The following is an 18,631-nucleotide window of genomic DNA, read 5'->3' on the forward strand; positions in this document are numbered from 1 at the left end:
TAACATTTGCAAAAAAAGCATCGTTTTTTCGAGAATTATGCGGTTTTATCTATGAAAATTAACAATTTACAATGTTCCTCTCAATTCTTGCTCTCTTTCAATTGACTCAAAAAGAGCTTTAAAGTTACCTGCGCCGAATCCTTTTGCACCCATTCTTTGAATAATTTCGAAGAAAAGTGTTGGTCTGTCTTGAACTGGTTTTGTGAAAATTTGTAATAAATAACCATCTTCATCGGCATCAACCATGATGGCTAATTTTTCGATTTCATTAATATCTTCTTTCATCATATCCATGTGAACTCCTAATCTTTCTGGAATTGCTTGATAATAAGTATGAGGAGGAGCTGATAAAAATTCAACACCGCGAGCTCTTAACTGTGATACCGTTTTAATAATATCATCTGTTGCAATGGCAATATGCTGAATTCCAGGACCGCCATAGAAATCTAAATACTCTTCAATTTGAGATTTTTTCTTTCCTTCAGCTGGTTCGTTGATTGGGAATTTAATTCTTCCGTTTCCATTTGACATTACTTTACTCATCAATGCAGAATATTCTGTAGTGATTTGTTTGTCATCAAAAGATAGGAAATTTACAAATCCCATTACGTCTTCGTAGAATTTTACCCAAGTATTCATCTCGTTCCAACCCACATTTCCAACCATATGATCGATATATTTTAATCCTGTTGGTTCTGGATTGTAGTCTGATTTCCACTCTTTATAACCTGGCAAGAAAACACCGTTGTAATTTTTTCTTTCTACAAAAATGTGAACCGTTTCTCCGTAAGTGTAAATTCCAGAACGAATCACTTGACCAAATTCATCTTCTTCAACAGTTGGTTCCATGAAAGAACGCGCGCCACGTTTCATAGTTTCTTCGTAAGATTTTGTCGCGTCTTCAACCCAAAGCGCTGCAACTTTTACGCCGTCTCCATGTTTTTTCAAATGTTCGTTGATTGGAGAATCTGCCGTTAAAGGCGTTGTCAAAACAATTCTGATTTTGTCTTGCTTCAAAACATAAGATGCTTTGTCTTTTACTCCAGTTTCTAATCCGGCGTAAGCCAAAGATTGGTAACCGAAAGCTGTTTTATAATAATGTGCAGATTGTTTTGCATTCCCAACATAGAATTCTACATAATCTGTTCCTAATAATGGAAGGAAATCTTGTGCTCCTTCAAATATTTTCTCTAATCCGTATTCTACTGATTTTACTTCTTTTGACATGATGTTTATTTGTTTAATCGGTTAATCGTTTAATTGATTGAAGCCCGAAGTGTTAATGTTGTATTTGATTTTTTTAACCGCAAAGAGCGCAAAGGCAATCGCAAAGTTCGCAAGTTTTTATTCTTTAGGTTTTTTGATTTAGCAGATAAACACAAAGCTCTGTGAACTTGTTTGATAAAACTTCCTCAAAAAATCTTTGCGATCTCTGCGAAAATCCTCTGCGAACTCTGCGTTACATCGCTTAACTACTCAGTCCACGACTTATAGTACTGACCATCATCCAATCCCATAGCTTTTTCAGTAACCATAAGTGGACGGAAAGTATCTACCATAACCGCTAGTTCCTGAGTTTCTTTGTGACCAATGCTGCGTTCCATTGCTCCAGGCGCTGGTCCGTGTGGAATACCTTTTGGGTGTAAAGTAATATGACCTTGCTCAATATTATTACGACTCATAAAATCGCCATCGACATAATATAGTACTTCGTCAGAATCTATATTGCTGTGATTATATGGCGCCGGAATTGCTTTCGGATGATAATCGTAAAGTCTTGGGCAGAATGAGCAAACGACAAAAGTAGCCGTTTCAAAAGTTTGGTGTACTGGAGGCGGTTGGTGAACACGACCAGTTATAGGTTCGAAATTGTGAATGGAGAATCCGTACGGAAAATTATATCCGTCCCAGCCCACAACATCAAACGGATGTGTGGCGTAAACCACTTCGTGCATCATTCCTTCTTTTTTGATTTTAATTAAAAAATCGCCTTTTTCGTCATGCGTTTCCAATTCGTTTGGCAAAATAAAATCACGTTCGCAAAATGGCGAATGCTCTAAATGCTGACCAGATTGGTTTTTATAACGTTTTGGCGTATAAAAAGGAGAATAAGATTCTACGTAAAAAAGTCTATTGTCTTCTGTTTCGAAATCAATCTGATAAATAATGCCACGAGGAATGATTAAATAATCGCCATATTCAAAGGGAATATTTCCCAACATGGTTCTTAATTTCCCTTTTCCTCTGTGAATGAAAAGCATTTCATCGGCATCGGCATTTTTGTAGAAATAATTTCGAAGCGATTCTTTCGGTGCAGCCAAACCAATAATGCAGTCTTTATTGACCAACATTGCTTTTCGGCTGTCCAAAAAGTCATTTTCTGGTTTTAATTCAAAACCTTTAAAAAGAAGTGATTTTATATTTTTTCCGATTGCAATTTTTGGTTCAACCGAATAAGAGTTTAAAATTTCTTTAACCTGCGTAGGTCTGTGAACATGATAAGACAATGACGAATGTCCGTGAAAACCTTCGGTTCCAAACAATTGTTCGTAGTAAAAACCTCCGTTTGGTTTTTCAAATTGGGTGTGTCGCTTTTGCGGAAAATCTCCGAGTTTGTGATATAATGGCATGGCTTTTCAATTAGATAATTTGTAAATTAGATAATTCGAAAATTAGAATTGTCTGAACAGATAATTCAATCATTCCTTTTTTTTGAATGACCTAATTATCTCAATTCGATAGCTTACTCAGGATTTCTCTTGATGAGGAATTGAAGATACTCTAATAAACCTGTCCATTTTGTTTTCATTATAACAAATGTCGTAATTTTTTCGAAGTAAAAATAAAAATTATATTAATTATAACTAAAATAATTTAAAGTTTTTTGATATAATTTTTACATAGCAAAAAAATAGTACGATTTTATTGAAGTATTCTTTGTGAAAATACTAAAACAAGAATCCGATGCTGAACCAAGTAAAACCTCTAGACATTTCTGGCGACCAAGATTGTTTGATTTCGATTGGTCCAATAATAGTCTCTAATCCGTAACCGATAGCATAACCCGTATATTTTGGCATCGAAATCCAATCAACACCACTGAAAATATCATTGCCTAAATTGGCAAAATTGGCAGAAAGGTTAATATGGTTTTTTCTAAGGATTTCATAATCTAAAGTAATTCCTGTTTTTATAAAACTATTTCCAGCAATGCTTAAAAAATCATATCCATAAAAATAATTGAAGTTGTTGATTTTGCTGTAGCCATAACCTCCTAAAATAAAGTCAAAAAACGGAACGCTGCTGTTTCCAAAAGTAAAACCAGCTTCGGCATCGATCTTAAAAGTAGCTCTTCTAAACAAAGGATTCACAAAAGAAACTTCGGCTTTTGCCATTGAAAAAGGTTTGAAAGTATTCGTGTAATCTGAAGATGCGAGATAAGTTTGCAAGTCAGTAGAAAAATACAATCCGGAACTTGGATAATATTTATCATCAAACGAATCATATTTTAAATAAGCAAATGCACTAAAATAACTGCTTTTGTCAATAATATTATCTTCGTTGGCCAATGTTGGCGAATTAATTTTTAGATATTTATATTCTAAACCACCGCCCATTAAGAACTTCTGAACAAAAATAGTCTGAAAATAAGCTTGATTATTGACATCCATGAAGTCAACATTAATTAAGTTGACATTTGGATTTTGATTAATCACGTTACTTAAACTCGTGGTTACGTTTCGGTTGAATTGACTTAATCGGGAACGGAAACCAAAACTGATATTGAAACCATTTTCCACATAATAATTGAAATCGTATCTAAAATTGTCTCCTAAAATAATGTCTAATGAAGTCACATCATTTTTAAGAAATGTCTTTTTATGAGTCAAATTCAATAAAATACCACTTTTGTAAAGTCCATCGTAATGAAGTCCAAGCTTCAAATAAGTTTGTGTTGGGTTTTCTTTTAAAACCAAATCCAAATCATCTTTTTCGCCATCTGGCTGAAGACAATACGAAATGGTGCTAAAATTTTGAGTCGCATTTAGGTTGTTAATTCCAGTTTTCAGACCATTATAAGTAATAGTGCTTCCTGGTTTGAAACGAAGTTTACCACGAATGTATTCTTTAGTATAATTGTCTAAAAGTTCAGTATTTATTTTCTGAATGTGAATAGTGTCTGTTGCGACTTTTAACTTTGGTTTTTTGTAGAAAGTAGTTTCGTCTGATAATGCCTTAATTTTTTCGTAAACTGCAAAAGCTGCTTCTTCACCTTTTCGAATGATTTCTTCTCCTTTGTCAAATGAAATTACACCATAATCACGAATGTCTGGTTTTATATAAACATCAGTGTTTTTTATTTTGTTTTTCATTTTATCAATGGACTGAAGATTGGTAATTTGAACCAAAATTCTAGTCGCATTTTTTAGGTTTTTCCTTTTCATTAAATCGTCCTGAACGTCAACACCAATAATAATATCAGCACCAAGATTACGAACTTCCTGAATTGGGTAATTGTTTACAACACCACCATCAACCAATAAATTTCCATCAATTTCAACAGGAGTAAAAAGAGAAGGAAATGCCGCACTTGCCATCATGGCCTGAACAAGATTTCCTTTGTTCAATAAAACTTCTTCGCCCGTTTCGATATTGGTTCCAATACATAAAAATGGAGTGGGAAGTTGATTGAAATCACGAATATGTCTAACGTTTCGAGTTAAACTGCTCAACAAATTATAATTGTACATTCCTTTTGAAAGTGCTTCGGGAATGCCGACTCTAAAATTACTGAATGGTAAAACTATCGCATACAATTCATCATTCTTTTTTCCGTAGAAATTCTTTGAAGAACGCGGAATATAATCGTTTATTAATTCGTCAAAATTGGTCTTTTTGAAAATAGAATCGATTTGTGAAGCATTGTAACCAGAAGCATAAAGTCCGCCAATGACAGATCCCATACTGGTTCCGCCAATATAATCGATTTTGATTCCGGCTTCTTCCAAAACTTTCAAAACACCAATATGGGCAAAACCTTTTGCACCGCCACCACTTAAAACCAAACCAATTTTTGGCCTTTTTTTTATGCTGTCTTTTTTTACTTCCTGAGAGATTGCTTTTTGCGAAAACAAAAATGCCAATAGAAAAGTAATTAAAAATACGCCCCAAGAAATTCCTTTTTTTAATTTAAAAAAAGTTCCTTTCAACTTAGTATTTGAAATGTACAGCTGGAATGGACGCATAGATTCTTTAGTTGGTTTTGTAAAAGTCGACAATTTTTTTTGCTTTGGAAACACCTATAACGTCTGAAATTTCTTTTTCTGAAGCCAATTTCAATCTTTTAACACTTTTAAAATGCTGGATTAAAGCAAGCATCGTCTTTTCGCCAATTCCAGGAATGCTTTCTACCGAAGAATTTAACGCCGCTTTGCTTCGTTTGTCACGGTGAAAAGTGATTCCGAATCGGTGTGCTTCGTTTCGCAATTGTTGAATTACCTTTAAAGTTTCTGATTTTTTATCTAGATATAACGGAATAGAATCGCCCGGATAAAAAAGTTCTTCCAAGCGTTTTGCGATTCCGATTATGGCAATTTTTCCTCTTAAACCTAATTCATCTATACTTTTTAAAGCAGCCGAAAGTTGTCCTTTTCCACCGTCAATAATAATCAGCTGCGGCAAAGGTTCGTTTTCTTCCAATAATCTTTTATAGCGTCGGCCAACAATTTCGGTCATCGAAGCAAAATCGTCAGGACCTTCAACCGTTTTTACATTAAAATGGCGATAATCTTTTTTACTTGGTTTTCCATCTTTAAAAACGACACAAGCCGCAACAGGATTGGTTCCCTGAATATTCGAGTTATCAAAACATTCTATATGTCGAGGCTCAACAGGAAGTCGTAAATCTTTCTGCATTTGCGCCATAATTCGATTTACGTGACGATCAGGATCTACAATTTGCAATTGTTTCAATTGTTCAATTCGGTAGAACTTTGCATTTCGAATTGATAAATCGAGAATCTGTTTTTTGTCACCAAGTTGTGGAACGGTTACTTTGATGTTTTCACCTAAATCCAATTCAAAAGGAACAATGATTTCTTTTGACAATAATTGAAAACGTTCACGCAATTCTACAATCGCCAATTCTAATAATTCTTCATCCGATTCGTCCAGCTTTTTCTTAATGTCTAAAGTGTGAGAACGAATAATCGAACCATGAGAAATTTGCAGGAAATTGACATAAGCTGCACTTTCATCAGAAACAATCGAGAAAACATCAATGTTGGTAATCTTCGGATTGATGATAGTCGACCGAGATTGATAATTCTCCAGAACTTCAATCTTTTCTTTGATTTTCTGCGCTTCTTCAAATTGTAAATTCTGCGCATACGTATTCATCAATTTCTTGAAATCTTTTAAACTTTCTTTAAAATTTCCTTTCAAGATTTCGCGAATTGCATTGACTTGTCTTTGGTATTCTTCCAAAGGTTCCAAACCTTCGCACGGACCTTTGCAATTGCCGATATGATATTCCAGACAAACTTTAAATTTTCCAGAATCGATATTAGATTTACTCAAATCATAATTACAAGTTCGAAGCGGATATAATTCTTTAATCAAATCCAAAATAGTATGTACCATTTTGAAATTTGTATACGGACCAAAATATTCTGAGCCGTCTTTGACCATTCTTCTCGTTAAAAATATTCTAGAAAAAGGTTCTTTTTTAATACAAATCCACGGATAACTTTTGTCATCACGAAGTAAGACATTGTATCTCGGTTGGAGTGTTTTAATTAAATTATTTTCTAATAAAAGCGCATCAGTTTCTGTCGGAACGACAATGTGTTTTATGGTTACGATTTTTTTTACCAAGACATTGGTTTTGGCTGTATCGTGAATTTTGTTGAAATATGAGGAAACCCTTTTTTTTAAATTTTTGGCTTTGCCGACATACAAGATTTTTCCGTCTTTATCATAATATTGATAAACACCCGGATTGTCTGGCAAAGTTAAAATTTGAAGATCTAAGGCTGGTTTTTGCATTCTTTTTTGTTTCTGAAGATACTCGAAAAACTTTTTTCAAAAACCATTCCGATTTCTAAAAGAAGCTTAACATTGAATTAGTTTCAAATTTACGAAATCAAAAGAATAATTTCTATATTTAGATTTTATAATTCTACATGAAAAATAGTACTCCATTGGTTATTTTTGGCGAATCGATTTTGCCGGGAGAACACAGAACCATAAATGTCGAAATTGCACGACTGCATACTACAACAAAACTGAATATTCCTGTTATTGTCCGTCGTTCCAAGCATGAAGGGCCAACCGTTTTATTCTCGGCTGGAATTCACGGTGACGAAATAAACGGTGTAGAAGTCGTTCGTCAGATCATCAGTAAAAAAATAAATCGTCCTTCGCGTGGCACTATAATTTGCATTCCGGTAATCAATATGTATGGTTTTGTCAACAAATCTCGAGAGTTTCCAGATGGTCGTGACTTGAATCGTGTTTTTCCAGGAAGCAAAAAAGGTTCACTTGCCAGTAGATTTGCGTATCATATTGTCGAAGAAATTCTACCGATTTTAGATTACGCAGTAGACTTTCATGCGGGTGGAGCAAGTCGTTTTAATGCGCCACAAATTAGAATTACCGAAAATAATCCCGAATTGAAGGTTTTGGCAGATATTTTTAATGCGCCTTTTACTCTTTATTCTAAAAATATAAATGGTTCTTTTAGAAAAACTTCTGAAAGTGCCAATGTAAAAATGTTGCTTTTTGAAGGCGGAAAATCATTAGATATCAATAATGAAATTGCCAATCAAGGCGTATTGGGAACAAAACGTTTGCTTCATCATTTAGGAATGCTCGATTCGAAACAAATTGTTGAAAAAGCTTTAACACCTTCCATTTATATTAAACATTCGGTTTGGCTTCGTGCAAAATGTTCAGGACTTTTACATGATTTTAATTTGATTGGGAAATTTGTAACCAAAGGCACTATCTTAGCCATTATTACAGATCCGTTTGGAAAATTTGAACAAAAAATCAAAGCACCACATGACGGTTATGTGATTAATGCCAACCATTCGCCAATTGTTTATGAAGGCGATGCTATTTATCATTTATCTAAAAGTAATCCCGAAAATGCCGACGAGTAAAAAAGAACTTCGAATCGAATATAAAAATTTCCGTAAAGCACTTTCTTTTGATGAAGTAGAAGAGAAGAGTCTGGCGATTGCCAACCAATTAATTCAAATGCCTATTTGGGATAAAATATATTATCACGTTTTTCTGCCTATCGAAGAACATAAAGAAGTGAATACCGAATTTGTACTGCATTTACTTTCTGGAAAAGATAAAGAAATCCTGATTTCAAAAAGTGATTTCGAAACCAGAAAAATGACTCATTTTCTGTTAACGGATAACACTAAAATCAAAAAAAACGAATACAATATTCCAGAACCCGTTGACGGAATTGAAGTGCCTTCGTCTAAAGTGGAAGTGGTTTTTGTACCGCTTTTGGCTTTTGATGTTTTTGGAAACCGAATTGGCTACGGAAAAGGTTTTTACGATAAATTCCTTGCCGAATGCAAACCTGAAACCATCAAAATCGGACTTTCTTTTTTTGAAGCTGTAAATCAAATAGATGATGTTTTTGAATCAGACATCAAATTGGATTATTGCGTGACGCCGGATAAAATCTATCAGTTTGTTTAAAATCACAATCTCTACAATTCTGCATGAAATTTTGCCACAGATTAAAATGATTAGAAAGGATTAATCATTTTAAATCCTCTAATCTGTGGCAAAAGAAAAATACATTTTACTTCTCATTTTTTTCATTTTCACAAAAAAATAAAAAATATTTTCCATCAAATAATTCCTTTAAAAATCAGGGTTTTCAATTTTATTTTCATTTAATAAAAATAATTGAGAAAATTTTGGCACGATTTTGCTTACTCGAAAAATGCAAATAATCGTCTCTAGTACATCCGGAATGCTAGTCCTTATTTGAAGCCAATAACCTATTTATTAATTTTAAAAATTTACTTTATGAGAAATTTTAATTTCTTTATGATGGCATTCCTCGTACTTACTATTTTCAGCTGCAAGAAAGCTGATTACGCTACGGAGCAGAATGCAGATGCTACCGAAATTGCAGTCACTACTACTGATGCACTTGATGAAGATTACGCTCTTCCTGAACCAAACACGGAAAGCTACGCAGGATTGGAAGAAAATCCGTTTGAATCGCCGCTTAAAACACCACTTTCTACTTTTTCTATTGATGTTGATAATGCATCGTATACCAATATTCGACGCTTTATAAATGAAGGACAAAAAGTTCCTAAAGACGCGGTTCGTGTTGAAGAAATGATTAATTTCTTTAAATACAAATATCCACAGCCAGACGGGCAGCATCCTTTTTCTATCAATACCGAATACAGCGATTGTCCGTGGAATAAAAACAGTCAGCTTTTAAAGATTGGTTTGCAGGGAAAAAATATTCCAATGGCAAATTTGCCGGCTACTAATCTGGTTTTTTTAGTGGATGTTTCAGGTTCGATGGATGAACAAAACAAATTACCATTATTAAAAGAATCAATGAAGATTCTAGTAAAAGAACTTCGCAGTATTGACAAAGTTTCCATTGTGGTTTATGCAGGATCTGCTGGAGTAGTTTTAGAACCAACTCCTGGAGATAACAAAGACGAAATTATGGATGCTTTTGATGATTTACACGCAGGTGGAAACACAGCTGGAGGAGAAGGAATCGAATTGGCTTATAAACTTGCACAAGAGAATTTTATCAAAGAAGGAAACAATAGAGTAGTGATAGCTACTGATGGTGATTTTAATGTTGGCGCGTCAACAGATGATGATATGTTGAAATTGATTGAACAAAAAAGAGAATCTGGAGTTTTCTTAACCGTTTTAGGTTTTGGAATGGGGAATTATAAAGATTCTAAAATGGAAATTCTAGCCGATAAAGGAAACGGAAATTACGCTTACATCGATAACATTCAAGAAGCAAATCGTTTTCTTGGAAAAGAATTTAAAGGTTCCATGTTTGCTATCGCGAAAGATGTAAAAATCCAAATTGAATTCAATCCAAAACATGTTCAGGCGTATCGATTGATTGGTTATGAAAACCGAAAACTAAATGCTGAAGATTTTAAAAATGACAAAATTGATGCAGGTGAATTAGGAAGTGGACATTCGGTTACAGCTTTGTATGAAATTATTCCAGCAGGTGTAGAAAGTGATTATGTTCCGTCTGATTTAAAATATACAAAGACGCAGAAAACCGATGGAAATTACAGCGATGAATTGGCAACAGTAAAATTTAGATATAAAAAACCTGATGGCAATAAAAGTATAGAGATCGTAAATGTAATAGCAGATAAGAAAACGAATCTGGAAAACAGTTCTGCTGATTTCAAATTTACAACTGCCGTTTCTTGGTTCGGATTAAAATTGCGTGAATCAAAATACATTGCAAACAGTTCAAGTTCTGATATTAAAAAATTAGCGAAATCTGGATTGCAAAATGATGAAGAAGGTTACAGATCTGAATTTGTAAGATTGGTTGATGCGGTGAATTAATCATTAAATTCCAAAAAATAAAAATCCCAAATTCCAATTGTCTTTTGGAATTTGGGATTTTTTATTTGAAAAAATAAGTTATTGTAATTTAAAATATTTTAATTGTTTATTACCGCAGATCAATTCTGATATTCCATTTTCATTTTCTTCTCCGATATAACTACTAATTAAATTTCCTGAAATTTGATCGATATAATAACTCCAAACTTCTTTATTCGAATAGGCTATAAAAAGAGGATTGGAAGTCATATTTTCTTTATCTGAAAAAATAAGTTTTTCGGTTTGAACTAAATTCCACTTTTTCGCTTTAGGATAAAGTTCGTAAAACAATATTTGATTGGGCTCGATTGTAATCATTTTGCCTACCACACTATCAGAAGGTTCCCTCATTGCCCAAGACTCGGTGGTAATCATTTTCCAATTGCCAGTAATTTCATGTATGTTTTTTTCTCTTAGAATGATTTTTAGTGAATCTGCCTTTTTTATGGATTTGTCTTTTAATGCTACATCTGCACCCATTTGAGCGAGAGTGAAAAGACCGTAAGCACGATAAAAATTCTGATTTTTAAGAGCCTTTTGTGCTTCCTCAAAAGAATGTTTCTGATGGTTTTCAGCACTTAATTTTTCTTGTTGAGCAAATAGTGAAAAAGAGAAATTAATTAATACAACTAAAAATAGTTTTTTAATCATCTGAATGTCATTTAAATGATTTTAATTTGCATCCTAAGAAAACTATTTCACTTCTTTAATGGTTGAAGAATCAATCCAACCTTGAGTTCCGTCTGTTAATTCTACTTTTTTCCAACCAGCAACACTTTCTAAAACATATACTTTTGCTCCTTCGTGTAAAAGAATAATTCCGTTGGCAGATTTTTCAGGTTTTGCACGAACTTGGCTCAATTCAGAAAAAACAATGGCAACGCGATCATTATCAAAATGACTTTTTTCAGACATTGCAGCCGAAATACTTAGAGCAAATGCAATTAAGAAAATGAACATACCAACAAAATAAATTCTTTTGGCAAGTGTAGCTTTTGAAAAATAATAACCAATAAAACTTAGTAAAAAGATAAATCCAATTGCTACAGCAATTTTTGCCCATTCATTATAATCAAAAATCGAAGTAAAGTTCTGAATCAGTTTGGCAAAACCCACTTTTGGAACTTCTTTTATTTCATCAATGGTAAGCTTTTTAGCAAACTTTAAATTGTTTAACGTTTCGGGATCGTTCGGTTTTAAAACCAAAGCCTTTTCATAATTGTAAATCGAAGGCGCAACCTGATTTAGTTTATAATAACAGTTTCCAAGATTAAAGTACAATTCAGCCGAATGTAATTTATCTTCTTTAATGATGTTTTCGTAAACCTGAACCGCTTCTTTATACTGCCCTTTTTGATAAAGCGCATTTGCCGATTCAAAGCGCCCTTGCGCAAAGAAAACCTGCGAGATTAATAAAAAGAGATATAGTATGTTTTTCATTTTATTTTATAATAAGATTTTCAACTTTGCGAACTTAAATTCGACTCAATCTAAATCAATTTTCTATTGCTCCCGATAGCTATCGGGATTGCGGTAAAAAAATTAAACAATTTGTTTTTCCAATTCAGAGATAATCAAAACAGCTTTGTTATAATCCTGTTGAATCGAAGCGCTTGAAGCTGGTGCATAACGTGCAAATTCGCAGTTTTCTGTCAAATCAATAAAATTCTGAACTGTTTCTGCATTTGCATTTCTTGACAATAACAATTCTCTAATATTGTCTTTACTCATTTCTGAGGTTTCGATATGCAGTTTGGCTTTCAAGAAATTATGCATTGCTTTTTCTAAGGCGATATAGAACGGCTCTTTATTATTAAGATGTTTCTTCGCTTGCGATAAATATTTCTTCGCCAATTTATTGTTCATTCTGATTCTGTTTCCAGTAACATCAGCATCACTAGCTTCTTTTCGTTTCTTCGCTAAAATGATTAACGGAATAATTAAGAAAGGCGCATACAATAACGCTAAATATAGATTTGAGCCATAAAATTCTTTTTTAGCAATAGGAAGTAAAGCTGTTTTAGATTTTATGTTGCTGAAATGATCCACATTAGCAGTTGCATTTTTAGCAGCGGCTCCTGTATTTGCTTCGGCAGGAGTCGGACCGTCTAAAACATCAACCGTAATTTCTTTCGAAGTAATGGTTTTGTACGTACCTGAACTCAAATCAAAATAAGAGAACTGCATTGGTTTAATTGTATACTTTCCTCTGTATTGTGGAACGATTGTATATTTATCTGTAATTCTTCCCGACATTCCAGATAGTGAAGTGGTTACACTTTCGTCATGAACAGGATCGTACATTTCCAATGCATTCGGAACAACAGGTTTCGGAAGTGTAAATAACTTCAAGTTTCCGCTTCCCTGTGCACTTACAATTAAATCAAGACCTTCACCATTTTTAAGAGTTGTTTTTGAAGGCGTAACCGTAAAATTCAATTTTCCGACAGCGCCAGTAAAACTTTCTGGTTTTCCAGTTTCAGGAAGAGGTCTTACATTTATTGTTTTAGCGCCAGCAGAAACTACTTTGTTGTCTTCTATAATCTGCATTTGACCAAACATATCACGACGATTTGTTGGTAATTGTACACCAATATCAAGCGAAAGAGGTTCAATTGTTAGTTTTCCAGATTTTTGAGGATATAAAATGGTTTTCTTTAAAACTACATAATAACATCTTTCACCTTGATAAGATCCTTCTTCAACAGCCAATTGTTTAATATCAATATTTTGATTCCAGAAATCATTGTATTTTGGTTTTGCCAGTTCTTTAAAGCCAGTTACACCAATATTGTTGAAATACAGTTTGTAAACTACTGTAATCGGCTCATTTAAATAAGGATTCGTTTTTGAAATTTCAGCAACCAGATTCAATAACTCGTTTCCAGATCCTGGAGGTCTGTCGTTTGGATCTCTTTCTTGAGCTACAGCATTGGTAACGGTAACTTTTATTGGAGAAGTTTTATATACTTGTCCATTGTATTCTATTGCAGCTTGTTTAATAAGAAGCGCTCCCTTTCTTTCTGGTTGTAAAATATAGGAGTAGATTTTTTGAAAAGAGCTTCGTCCGTTGATCCAGGATTGGCTAATTTGTTGACTTGGTCCTGCAACCATTCTAAACCCTTCAAAAGAAGGTTGTTCGAAATTGTCTCCATCGACATTCATAATAAAGTCGACACGAAGTCTTTCGTTTACTCCAAGCGAGTTTTTGCTGACTTTGGCTTCAAATTGTACCTGAGCCATAAGTCCTTGAAAAGTGAGTAGAAATAGAATTAAATACCTTTTCATTTAATCGTTTATCGTTGTTTAATGTTTAATCGTTTAATCGTCATTTTGTTGCATCGTATTGTTTGGATTAGATCAACAAATTAACGGTTAAACGATTAACCAAATTTTACCAGTCTTTTTCTGTTTTCTTAGGATTACCTTTTACTTTTTGAGCGTTGACTTTGTCCTGAATTTTCTTTTCTTCGTTGTTCACCGCATCTAATAAATTCTGAACACGTTCTTTGGATATTCCTCCAGGCTGCGGTTTAGGTTCTCCTTTATTGTCAGATTTGTCGTCTTTCTTAGGATCATTTTTGCCGTCTTTTTTGTCTTTGTCCTTATCGCCTTTGTCGTCTTTTTTATCCTTGTCTTTGTTCTGATCTTTATTTTTGTCCTTGTCTTTATCTTTGTTTTTATCCTTGTCTTTGTCCTTATCCTTATTCTTGTCTTTGTTGTCGTTTTTAGGAGGATTCTCTTTTAGCTTTTGTTTGGCATAAGCATAATTGTAACGTGTTTCCTCATCTGTCGGATCATTACGTAAGGCTTGTTTATATGCTTCAACTGCCTGCGTATAATCTTTCTCTTTCATGAAAACGTTTCCAAGATTGTGATAAGCTTTGTGTTTTTCAGGTCTCGTTTTAGCGTTTTTTATCGCTTTTGCGTAAGCATATTTGGCTTCAGAAACTTGATTTTGTCTGTAAATAGCATTTCCTAAATTATATGGAGCTGTAGATTTTTTAGAAAATTTAGATTCCGAAATTCTATAGTTTGCTTCAGCATCAACAAATTTATTCTGTTTATATTCTTCATTGGCAACAGGCAATGATTTGTCTTTCTCTTGGGCAGAAACTGCGAAAGAAACCGTTAGTAAAATATAAAGAAGTAAATTTTTCATTCTTAATTTTTATTTTTTTGTTTGCCACAAATTCGATTCATTAATGGCGAACTTTTTTATTTCTTTTCGTTAAATAAATCCAATTCTTTAATCCAGTTTGTTTTTCTTTCTAACAAGAAAATATCAAGGAATAACAATAAAAATGCAAACCCGATAAACCATTGAAATTGTGATTGAAATTCGGCCATTTGTGTAGCTTCAAATTCAGTTTTTTGAATGTTGTTTAAAGCGTTTTTTACATATTCTAAAACTTCTTTAGTACTTCCGCCGTAAACATAACCTCCTTTTGTTGCTTTTGCAATTGTTTTTAAACCTTCCTGATTTAATTTTGTCGTTACTGTTTCACCATTTTGATCTTTTTGATAACCGCGAACAACGCCATTTTCTTTTAACGGAATTGTTCCTCCTTTTTCGGTACCAACACCAATCGTAATGATTTTCATTCCTATTTTATTGGCTTCTTCTGCAGCAGAAGTAGCGCCTTCAGAATGGTCTTCACCATCAGAAATTAGGATTAATAATTTGCTGGTTTTGCTTTTTTCATCAAAATAAGTTGTCGATAATCTAATTGCTTCATCCAAAGAAGTTCCTTGAGAAGAAACCATATCTGGACTCATGCTCTGAAGAAACATTTTGGCAACACTGTAATCTGATGTTATAGGTAAAACGGGAAAAGCGCTTCCAGCGTATGCCACAATTCCGATTCGGTCACTTCCTAATTGGTTGATAATCTGAGAAACCAATTGTTTGCTTTTAGCCAAACGACTTGGAGCAACGTCTTCTGCCAGCATACTTTTAGAAACGTCGACAGCAAAAACAATATCAATACCTTCTCTTTTTACGGTCTCCATTTTGGTTCCAATTTTTGGATTTACCAAACCGATAATTAAGCAGGTAAGTGCCAAAAGAATTACTACAATTTTTAAAACAGGTTTAAAAACTGATTTCTCAGGACTTAATCTTTTTACCATTTCCAAATCACCAAATTCTTGTTGTTTTCTTCTTTTCCAATACATATTGAAAAGGAAAATACACACCACAATTGGGATTAGTATTAGGAGATATAAATATTTTTTTTCGTCTAATTCCATTTTCTAATTCTAGTTTTCAGTCGCAATTTTCAGTCGCGGTTTTCAGTTGTAAACTGTAAACAGTGACTGCGACTAAAATATTAAATAAAGCTTCTATAAACCGTATTTCTTAATCCAACTTCTAATAACAACATTAACCCTGCAAACAAAACAAAAAATCTGTATTTTTCATCATAATCATAGAATTTCAGTTCTTCAATTTCTGTAGTTTCCAGTTTGTTGATTGAGTTGTATATTTCAGCTAATTTATCGTTGCTGGTTGCTCTAAAGTATGTACCGTCTGTTTTTTTAGCAATGCTTCTCATTAGCTTTTCGTCGATTTCAACTTTCTGCATTTTGAACATCAAACTTCCGTTTGGAGCGTATTGATATGGAGATTCTGCCATTCCATTTGTTCCAAGCCCGATTGTGTATACTTTAATTCCGTATTGTTTTGCAATGTCTGCAGCAGTTTCAGGTTCAATAAATCCAGCATTGTTTACACCATCGGTAAGAAGGATAATTACACGGCTTTTTGCTTTACTGTCTTTCAGACGATTTACAGCAGTTGCCAATCCCATTCCAATTCCAGTTCCGTCTTGTAATGTTGTATCGTATTTAATTCCTTTAATCGCTTCCAAAATAATCGCTTTGTCGCTCGTAACTGGAGTTTTGGTATACGCTTCAGAAGCATACAAAACCAATCCGATTCTATCGTTTGGTCTTTCTCCAACGAAATCGGCTGCTACTCTTTTTAAAGCTTCCATACGGTTTGGCTTTAAATCTCTTGCGAGCATAGATCCTGAAACGTCAATTGCCATTACAATATCGATTCCTTTTGTTGTTTTGGTCTGGTTGCTAATGTCTACCGTTCTTGGTCTTGCCAAGGCAATAATTAGTGAACATAAAGCAAGTATTCTGAAAACGTATAATGCAGGCTTTAATTTCGTAAGCAACGATTCGCTATTTTGGAAACCTGCTGTCGAACTCATTTTTAAAGTAGCCGACTGCTGATTGCGTTTCCAGAAAAACCAAATTATTGCAATCGGAATTAATAGAAACAACCAAAGAAATTCTGGATTTAAAAAACTGATATTACCCATTAGTTGTTTGCTCTTTGAAGTTCAACAGAATTTAAGATTCGAGTTGTAATCTCGTTAGCATAAGTATCGCCTTCTTCATGTAAAATCATAATTTGCTGTAAACCCTGATCTTGTTTGAAAAGTAATAATTCATAGTATGCTTTTGTACTCGTTTTAGTTGCTGGATTCAGAATAGTCATTGTTCCGTAACCTTTAACTCCTTGAATACCTTCATTTGTTTGAAAATCTTCTTGTTTTACAATAATATTTTGTGCTCCTTGAGCTTCCATTACTTTTAATGAACCTTCAAGTGCTTTTGCTAAATCAATATCTGTTGGCTGTTTGAATTTGGCTGTAGAAACAGTGATATAGAAATTATCAATCATACTGCCGTATACAAAAAGCTGCATTTCTTTAATCAAAGCCATAGTTTCTTTTGGAAGCACTTTTTCAGTGTCCATTCTTTTTAAAACTTTTGGCGTTTCAATAAGAACGGCTGGACTTCCATAAGCACTTTTTACCCATTCGCCTTCTAATAATTCTTTAGAAGGATGACCAATTACATTGTCTTTTACGTAGTTGAAACCTTTTGTAACGATAAAGAAAGTTGTTGTAGCAAATAATAAAAGAATTACAGCCGCGACAGAATATCCAATACGTGCATTTCGTTTTTTGCGAAGTTGTTCCTTAATTTGTTTTTGTCTTTGTGCTTCATTCAACAACTGATCTTCAATGTCTTCTGGAACTTCAGTTGGAATCGCATTATCAAGAGTTAAAATTACTTTCTGAATTTTATTTCTGTCTTCTGTAATTTCAAATTCAAGCGGTTTAGATTTCGCAAACTTTACCAAATCGGCTTGACGTAAAACGCGTTCTAGATTTTCAACCGTTTCGGGAGTCAGCGTCATTTTCTTTTTGGTAGAAGCTTCTCTAATTGCTGTAATTAACTCAGAAGTTGTGCTTTCCATTGCTGGAATATGAATGGCTTCTTCAATATAATTTCTCGCAATATCCGTTAATTCACTATAATATTCTTTGACTTCGCCTTTTTGAACAAGCTCTTTTTTCTCTAGGTTGTTTAGTAAACTGGTTGCTTTTTCGATAGGTGTTTTATAAACTTCTTCTTCGATTTTTTTCAGCTGACGTTTTTTGACATACCAATAAACGAAAGCTCCAATTCCGATAATCGCTAAAACAATTAAAACGTAAATCCACCAATTTCCCATTCCTTCATCTACCGAAGCAATATCTTTGATATCGTACATTTTTTGTTGTAAAGTATCCACTTTTACAGGAGCTACTTCAACTTTGATAGAATCGCTGTAAAAAGCTTTTTTATCAATTAAAATTTTAATGCTTGGAATTGTATAACGCCCAGAATCAAATTGCGTTAAACCATATTTTTTTACAAGTTCATAAGTACCGTCTTTCTTAACCGTATCAATTGGATAAGACTGAATTACTTCTAACGGACCAATATTTTTAAGTTTTGGAAATTCAACTTTCGCTGTTGAAGTCACCACTGTTTTAAGCGTCAGTTTGAACTCGGCACCAATCTTGTTTTTGGTCGTATCAATACTTGTTTCTACTTGTTTTTGAGCAAAAACAGTAGAAGTAAGTAAAAATAAAAATATATAAAACTTTAATTTCATTTGATTTGGATT

Annotated in this window: 14 protein-coding genes; 3 read left to right on the top strand and 11 right to left on the bottom strand. The window is 33.6% G+C overall.

Annotated elements, in window-relative coordinates:
- Window positions 1–66: 66 nt before the first annotated feature.
- The 4 genes from hppD to uvrC form a co-directional block, all read right to left on the bottom strand.
- Window positions 67–1,227 carry a 4-hydroxyphenylpyruvate dioxygenase gene (gene hppD / locus NQQ59_RS18355; protein ID WP_071635490.1) on the bottom strand — a complete coding sequence of 387 codons (1,161 nt, stop codon included), beginning with the start codon at window positions 1,225–1,227 and terminating at the stop codon, window positions 67–69.
- Between the two features lie 245 nt (window positions 1,228–1,472).
- On the bottom strand, window positions 1,473–2,630 hold the full coding sequence (locus tag NQQ59_RS18360) for a homogentisate 1,2-dioxygenase (RefSeq protein ID WP_144216953.1): 1,158 nt from the start codon (window positions 2,628–2,630) through the stop codon (window positions 1,473–1,475).
- A gap of 318 nt (window positions 2,631–2,948) precedes the next feature.
- On the bottom strand, window positions 2,949–5,246 hold the full coding sequence (locus NQQ59_RS18365; protein WP_144219801.1) for a patatin-like phospholipase family protein: 2,298 nt from the start codon (window positions 5,244–5,246) through the stop codon (window positions 2,949–2,951).
- A 7-nt stretch (window positions 5,247–5,253) separates the two neighbouring features.
- Entirely contained in the window at window positions 5,254–7,047 is a 1,794-nt protein-coding gene (uvrC, locus tag NQQ59_RS18370; protein WP_144216955.1) for an excinuclease ABC subunit UvrC, read from the bottom strand.
- A 137-nt stretch (window positions 7,048–7,184) separates the two neighbouring features.
- Between uvrC and NQQ59_RS18375 the strand changes: the two genes are divergently transcribed.
- The 3 genes from NQQ59_RS18375 to NQQ59_RS18385 all read left to right on the top strand — a co-directional run bounded on the left by NQQ59_RS18375 (window position 7,185) and on the right by NQQ59_RS18385 (window position 10,614).
- Window positions 7,185–8,165, top strand: coding sequence for a succinylglutamate desuccinylase/aspartoacylase family protein (locus tag NQQ59_RS18375; protein WP_144216958.1), 981 nt, complete (start codon window positions 7,185–7,187; stop codon window positions 8,163–8,165).
- Complete coding sequence (locus NQQ59_RS18380) at window positions 8,152–8,724, top strand: 5-formyltetrahydrofolate cyclo-ligase (protein ID WP_144216961.1); 573 nt, start codon at window positions 8,152–8,154, stop codon at window positions 8,722–8,724. The genes NQQ59_RS18375 and NQQ59_RS18380 overlap by 14 nt, the downstream gene beginning before the upstream one ends.
- A gap of 336 nt (window positions 8,725–9,060) precedes the next feature.
- Window positions 9,061–10,614, top strand: a complete 1,554-nt coding sequence (locus NQQ59_RS18385) for a vWA domain-containing protein (protein ID WP_144216964.1) — start codon at window positions 9,061–9,063, stop codon at window positions 10,612–10,614.
- A 78-nt stretch (window positions 10,615–10,692) separates the two neighbouring features.
- On the opposite strand, the gene NQQ59_RS18390 is transcribed toward NQQ59_RS18385, so the two are convergent.
- The 7 genes from NQQ59_RS18390 to NQQ59_RS18420 form a co-directional block, all read right to left on the bottom strand.
- Window positions 10,693–11,304 carry a hypothetical protein gene (locus NQQ59_RS18390; protein ID WP_144216966.1) on the bottom strand — a complete coding sequence of 204 codons (612 nt, stop codon included), beginning with the start codon at window positions 11,302–11,304 and terminating at the stop codon, window positions 10,693–10,695.
- Between the two features lie 42 nt (window positions 11,305–11,346).
- Complete coding sequence (locus NQQ59_RS18395; RefSeq protein ID WP_144216968.1) at window positions 11,347–12,093, bottom strand: tetratricopeptide repeat protein; 747 nt, start codon at window positions 12,091–12,093, stop codon at window positions 11,347–11,349.
- Window positions 12,094–12,195: 102 nt separating this feature from the next.
- Window positions 12,196–13,941, bottom strand: a complete 1,746-nt coding sequence (locus NQQ59_RS18400) for a BatD family protein (protein ID WP_144216970.1) — start codon at window positions 13,939–13,941, stop codon at window positions 12,196–12,198.
- Window positions 13,942–14,047: 106 nt separating this feature from the next.
- Complete coding sequence (locus NQQ59_RS18405; RefSeq protein ID WP_144216972.1) at window positions 14,048–14,815, bottom strand: tetratricopeptide repeat protein; 768 nt, start codon at window positions 14,813–14,815, stop codon at window positions 14,048–14,050.
- 56 nt (window positions 14,816–14,871) lie between these two features.
- Complete coding sequence (locus NQQ59_RS18410) at window positions 14,872–15,906, bottom strand: vWA domain-containing protein (protein WP_144216974.1); 1,035 nt, start codon at window positions 15,904–15,906, stop codon at window positions 14,872–14,874.
- 80 nt (window positions 15,907–15,986) lie between these two features.
- Window positions 15,987–16,988, bottom strand: a complete 1,002-nt coding sequence (locus NQQ59_RS18415) for a vWA domain-containing protein (RefSeq protein ID WP_144216977.1) — start codon at window positions 16,986–16,988, stop codon at window positions 15,987–15,989.
- Window positions 16,988–18,619, bottom strand: coding sequence for a DUF2207 domain-containing protein (locus NQQ59_RS18420; protein ID WP_144216979.1), 1,632 nt, complete (start codon window positions 18,617–18,619; stop codon window positions 16,988–16,990). Before NQQ59_RS18420 ends, NQQ59_RS18415 begins: the two co-directional genes overlap by 1 nt.
- Window positions 18,620–18,631 lie beyond the last annotated feature (12 nt).

Source organism: Flavobacterium panacis, from assembly GCF_024649945.1.
In the GTDB taxonomy this organism is placed as follows: domain Bacteria; phylum Bacteroidota; class Bacteroidia; order Flavobacteriales; family Flavobacteriaceae; genus Flavobacterium; species Flavobacterium panacis.

Excerpts from the sequence above, each read along its gene's own strand:
- NQQ59_RS18420 (WP_144216979.1), bottom strand. The coding sequence starts at position 18,619 with ATGAAATTAAAGTTTTATATATTTTTATTTTTACTTACTTCTACTGTT.
- NQQ59_RS18375 (WP_144216958.1), top strand. The coding sequence starts at position 7,185 with ATGAAAAATAGTACTCCATTGGTTATTTTTGGCGAATCGATTTTGCCG.
- NQQ59_RS18395 (WP_144216968.1), bottom strand. The coding sequence starts at position 12,093 with ATGAAAAACATACTATATCTCTTTTTATTAATCTCGCAGGTTTTCTTT.
- NQQ59_RS18360 (WP_144216953.1), bottom strand. The coding sequence starts at position 2,630 with ATGCCATTATATCACAAACTCGGAGATTTTCCGCAAAAGCGACACACC.
- NQQ59_RS18390 (WP_144216966.1), bottom strand. The coding sequence starts at position 11,304 with ATGATTAAAAAACTATTTTTAGTTGTATTAATTAATTTCTCTTTTTCA.
- NQQ59_RS18400 (WP_144216970.1), bottom strand. The coding sequence starts at position 13,941 with ATGAAAAGGTATTTAATTCTATTTCTACTCACTTTTCAAGGACTTATG.
- NQQ59_RS18385 (WP_144216964.1), top strand. The coding sequence starts at position 9,061 with ATGAGAAATTTTAATTTCTTTATGATGGCATTCCTCGTACTTACTATT.
- NQQ59_RS18410 (WP_144216974.1), bottom strand. The coding sequence starts at position 15,906 with ATGGAATTAGACGAAAAAAAATATTTATATCTCCTAATACTAATCCCA.
- NQQ59_RS18365 (WP_144219801.1), bottom strand. The coding sequence starts at position 5,246 with ATGCGTCCATTCCAGCTGTACATTTCAAATACTAAGTTGAAAGGAACT.
- NQQ59_RS18380 (WP_144216961.1), top strand. The coding sequence starts at position 8,152 with ATGCCGACGAGTAAAAAAGAACTTCGAATCGAATATAAAAATTTCCGT.
- hppD (WP_071635490.1), bottom strand. The coding sequence starts at position 1,227 with ATGTCAAAAGAAGTAAAATCAGTAGAATACGGATTAGAGAAAATATTT.
- NQQ59_RS18405 (WP_144216972.1), bottom strand. The coding sequence starts at position 14,815 with ATGAAAAATTTACTTCTTTATATTTTACTAACGGTTTCTTTCGCAGTT.
- NQQ59_RS18415 (WP_144216977.1), bottom strand. The coding sequence starts at position 16,988 with ATGGGTAATATCAGTTTTTTAAATCCAGAATTTCTTTGGTTGTTTCTA.
- uvrC (WP_144216955.1), bottom strand. The coding sequence starts at position 7,047 with ATGCAAAAACCAGCCTTAGATCTTCAAATTTTAACTTTGCCAGACAAT.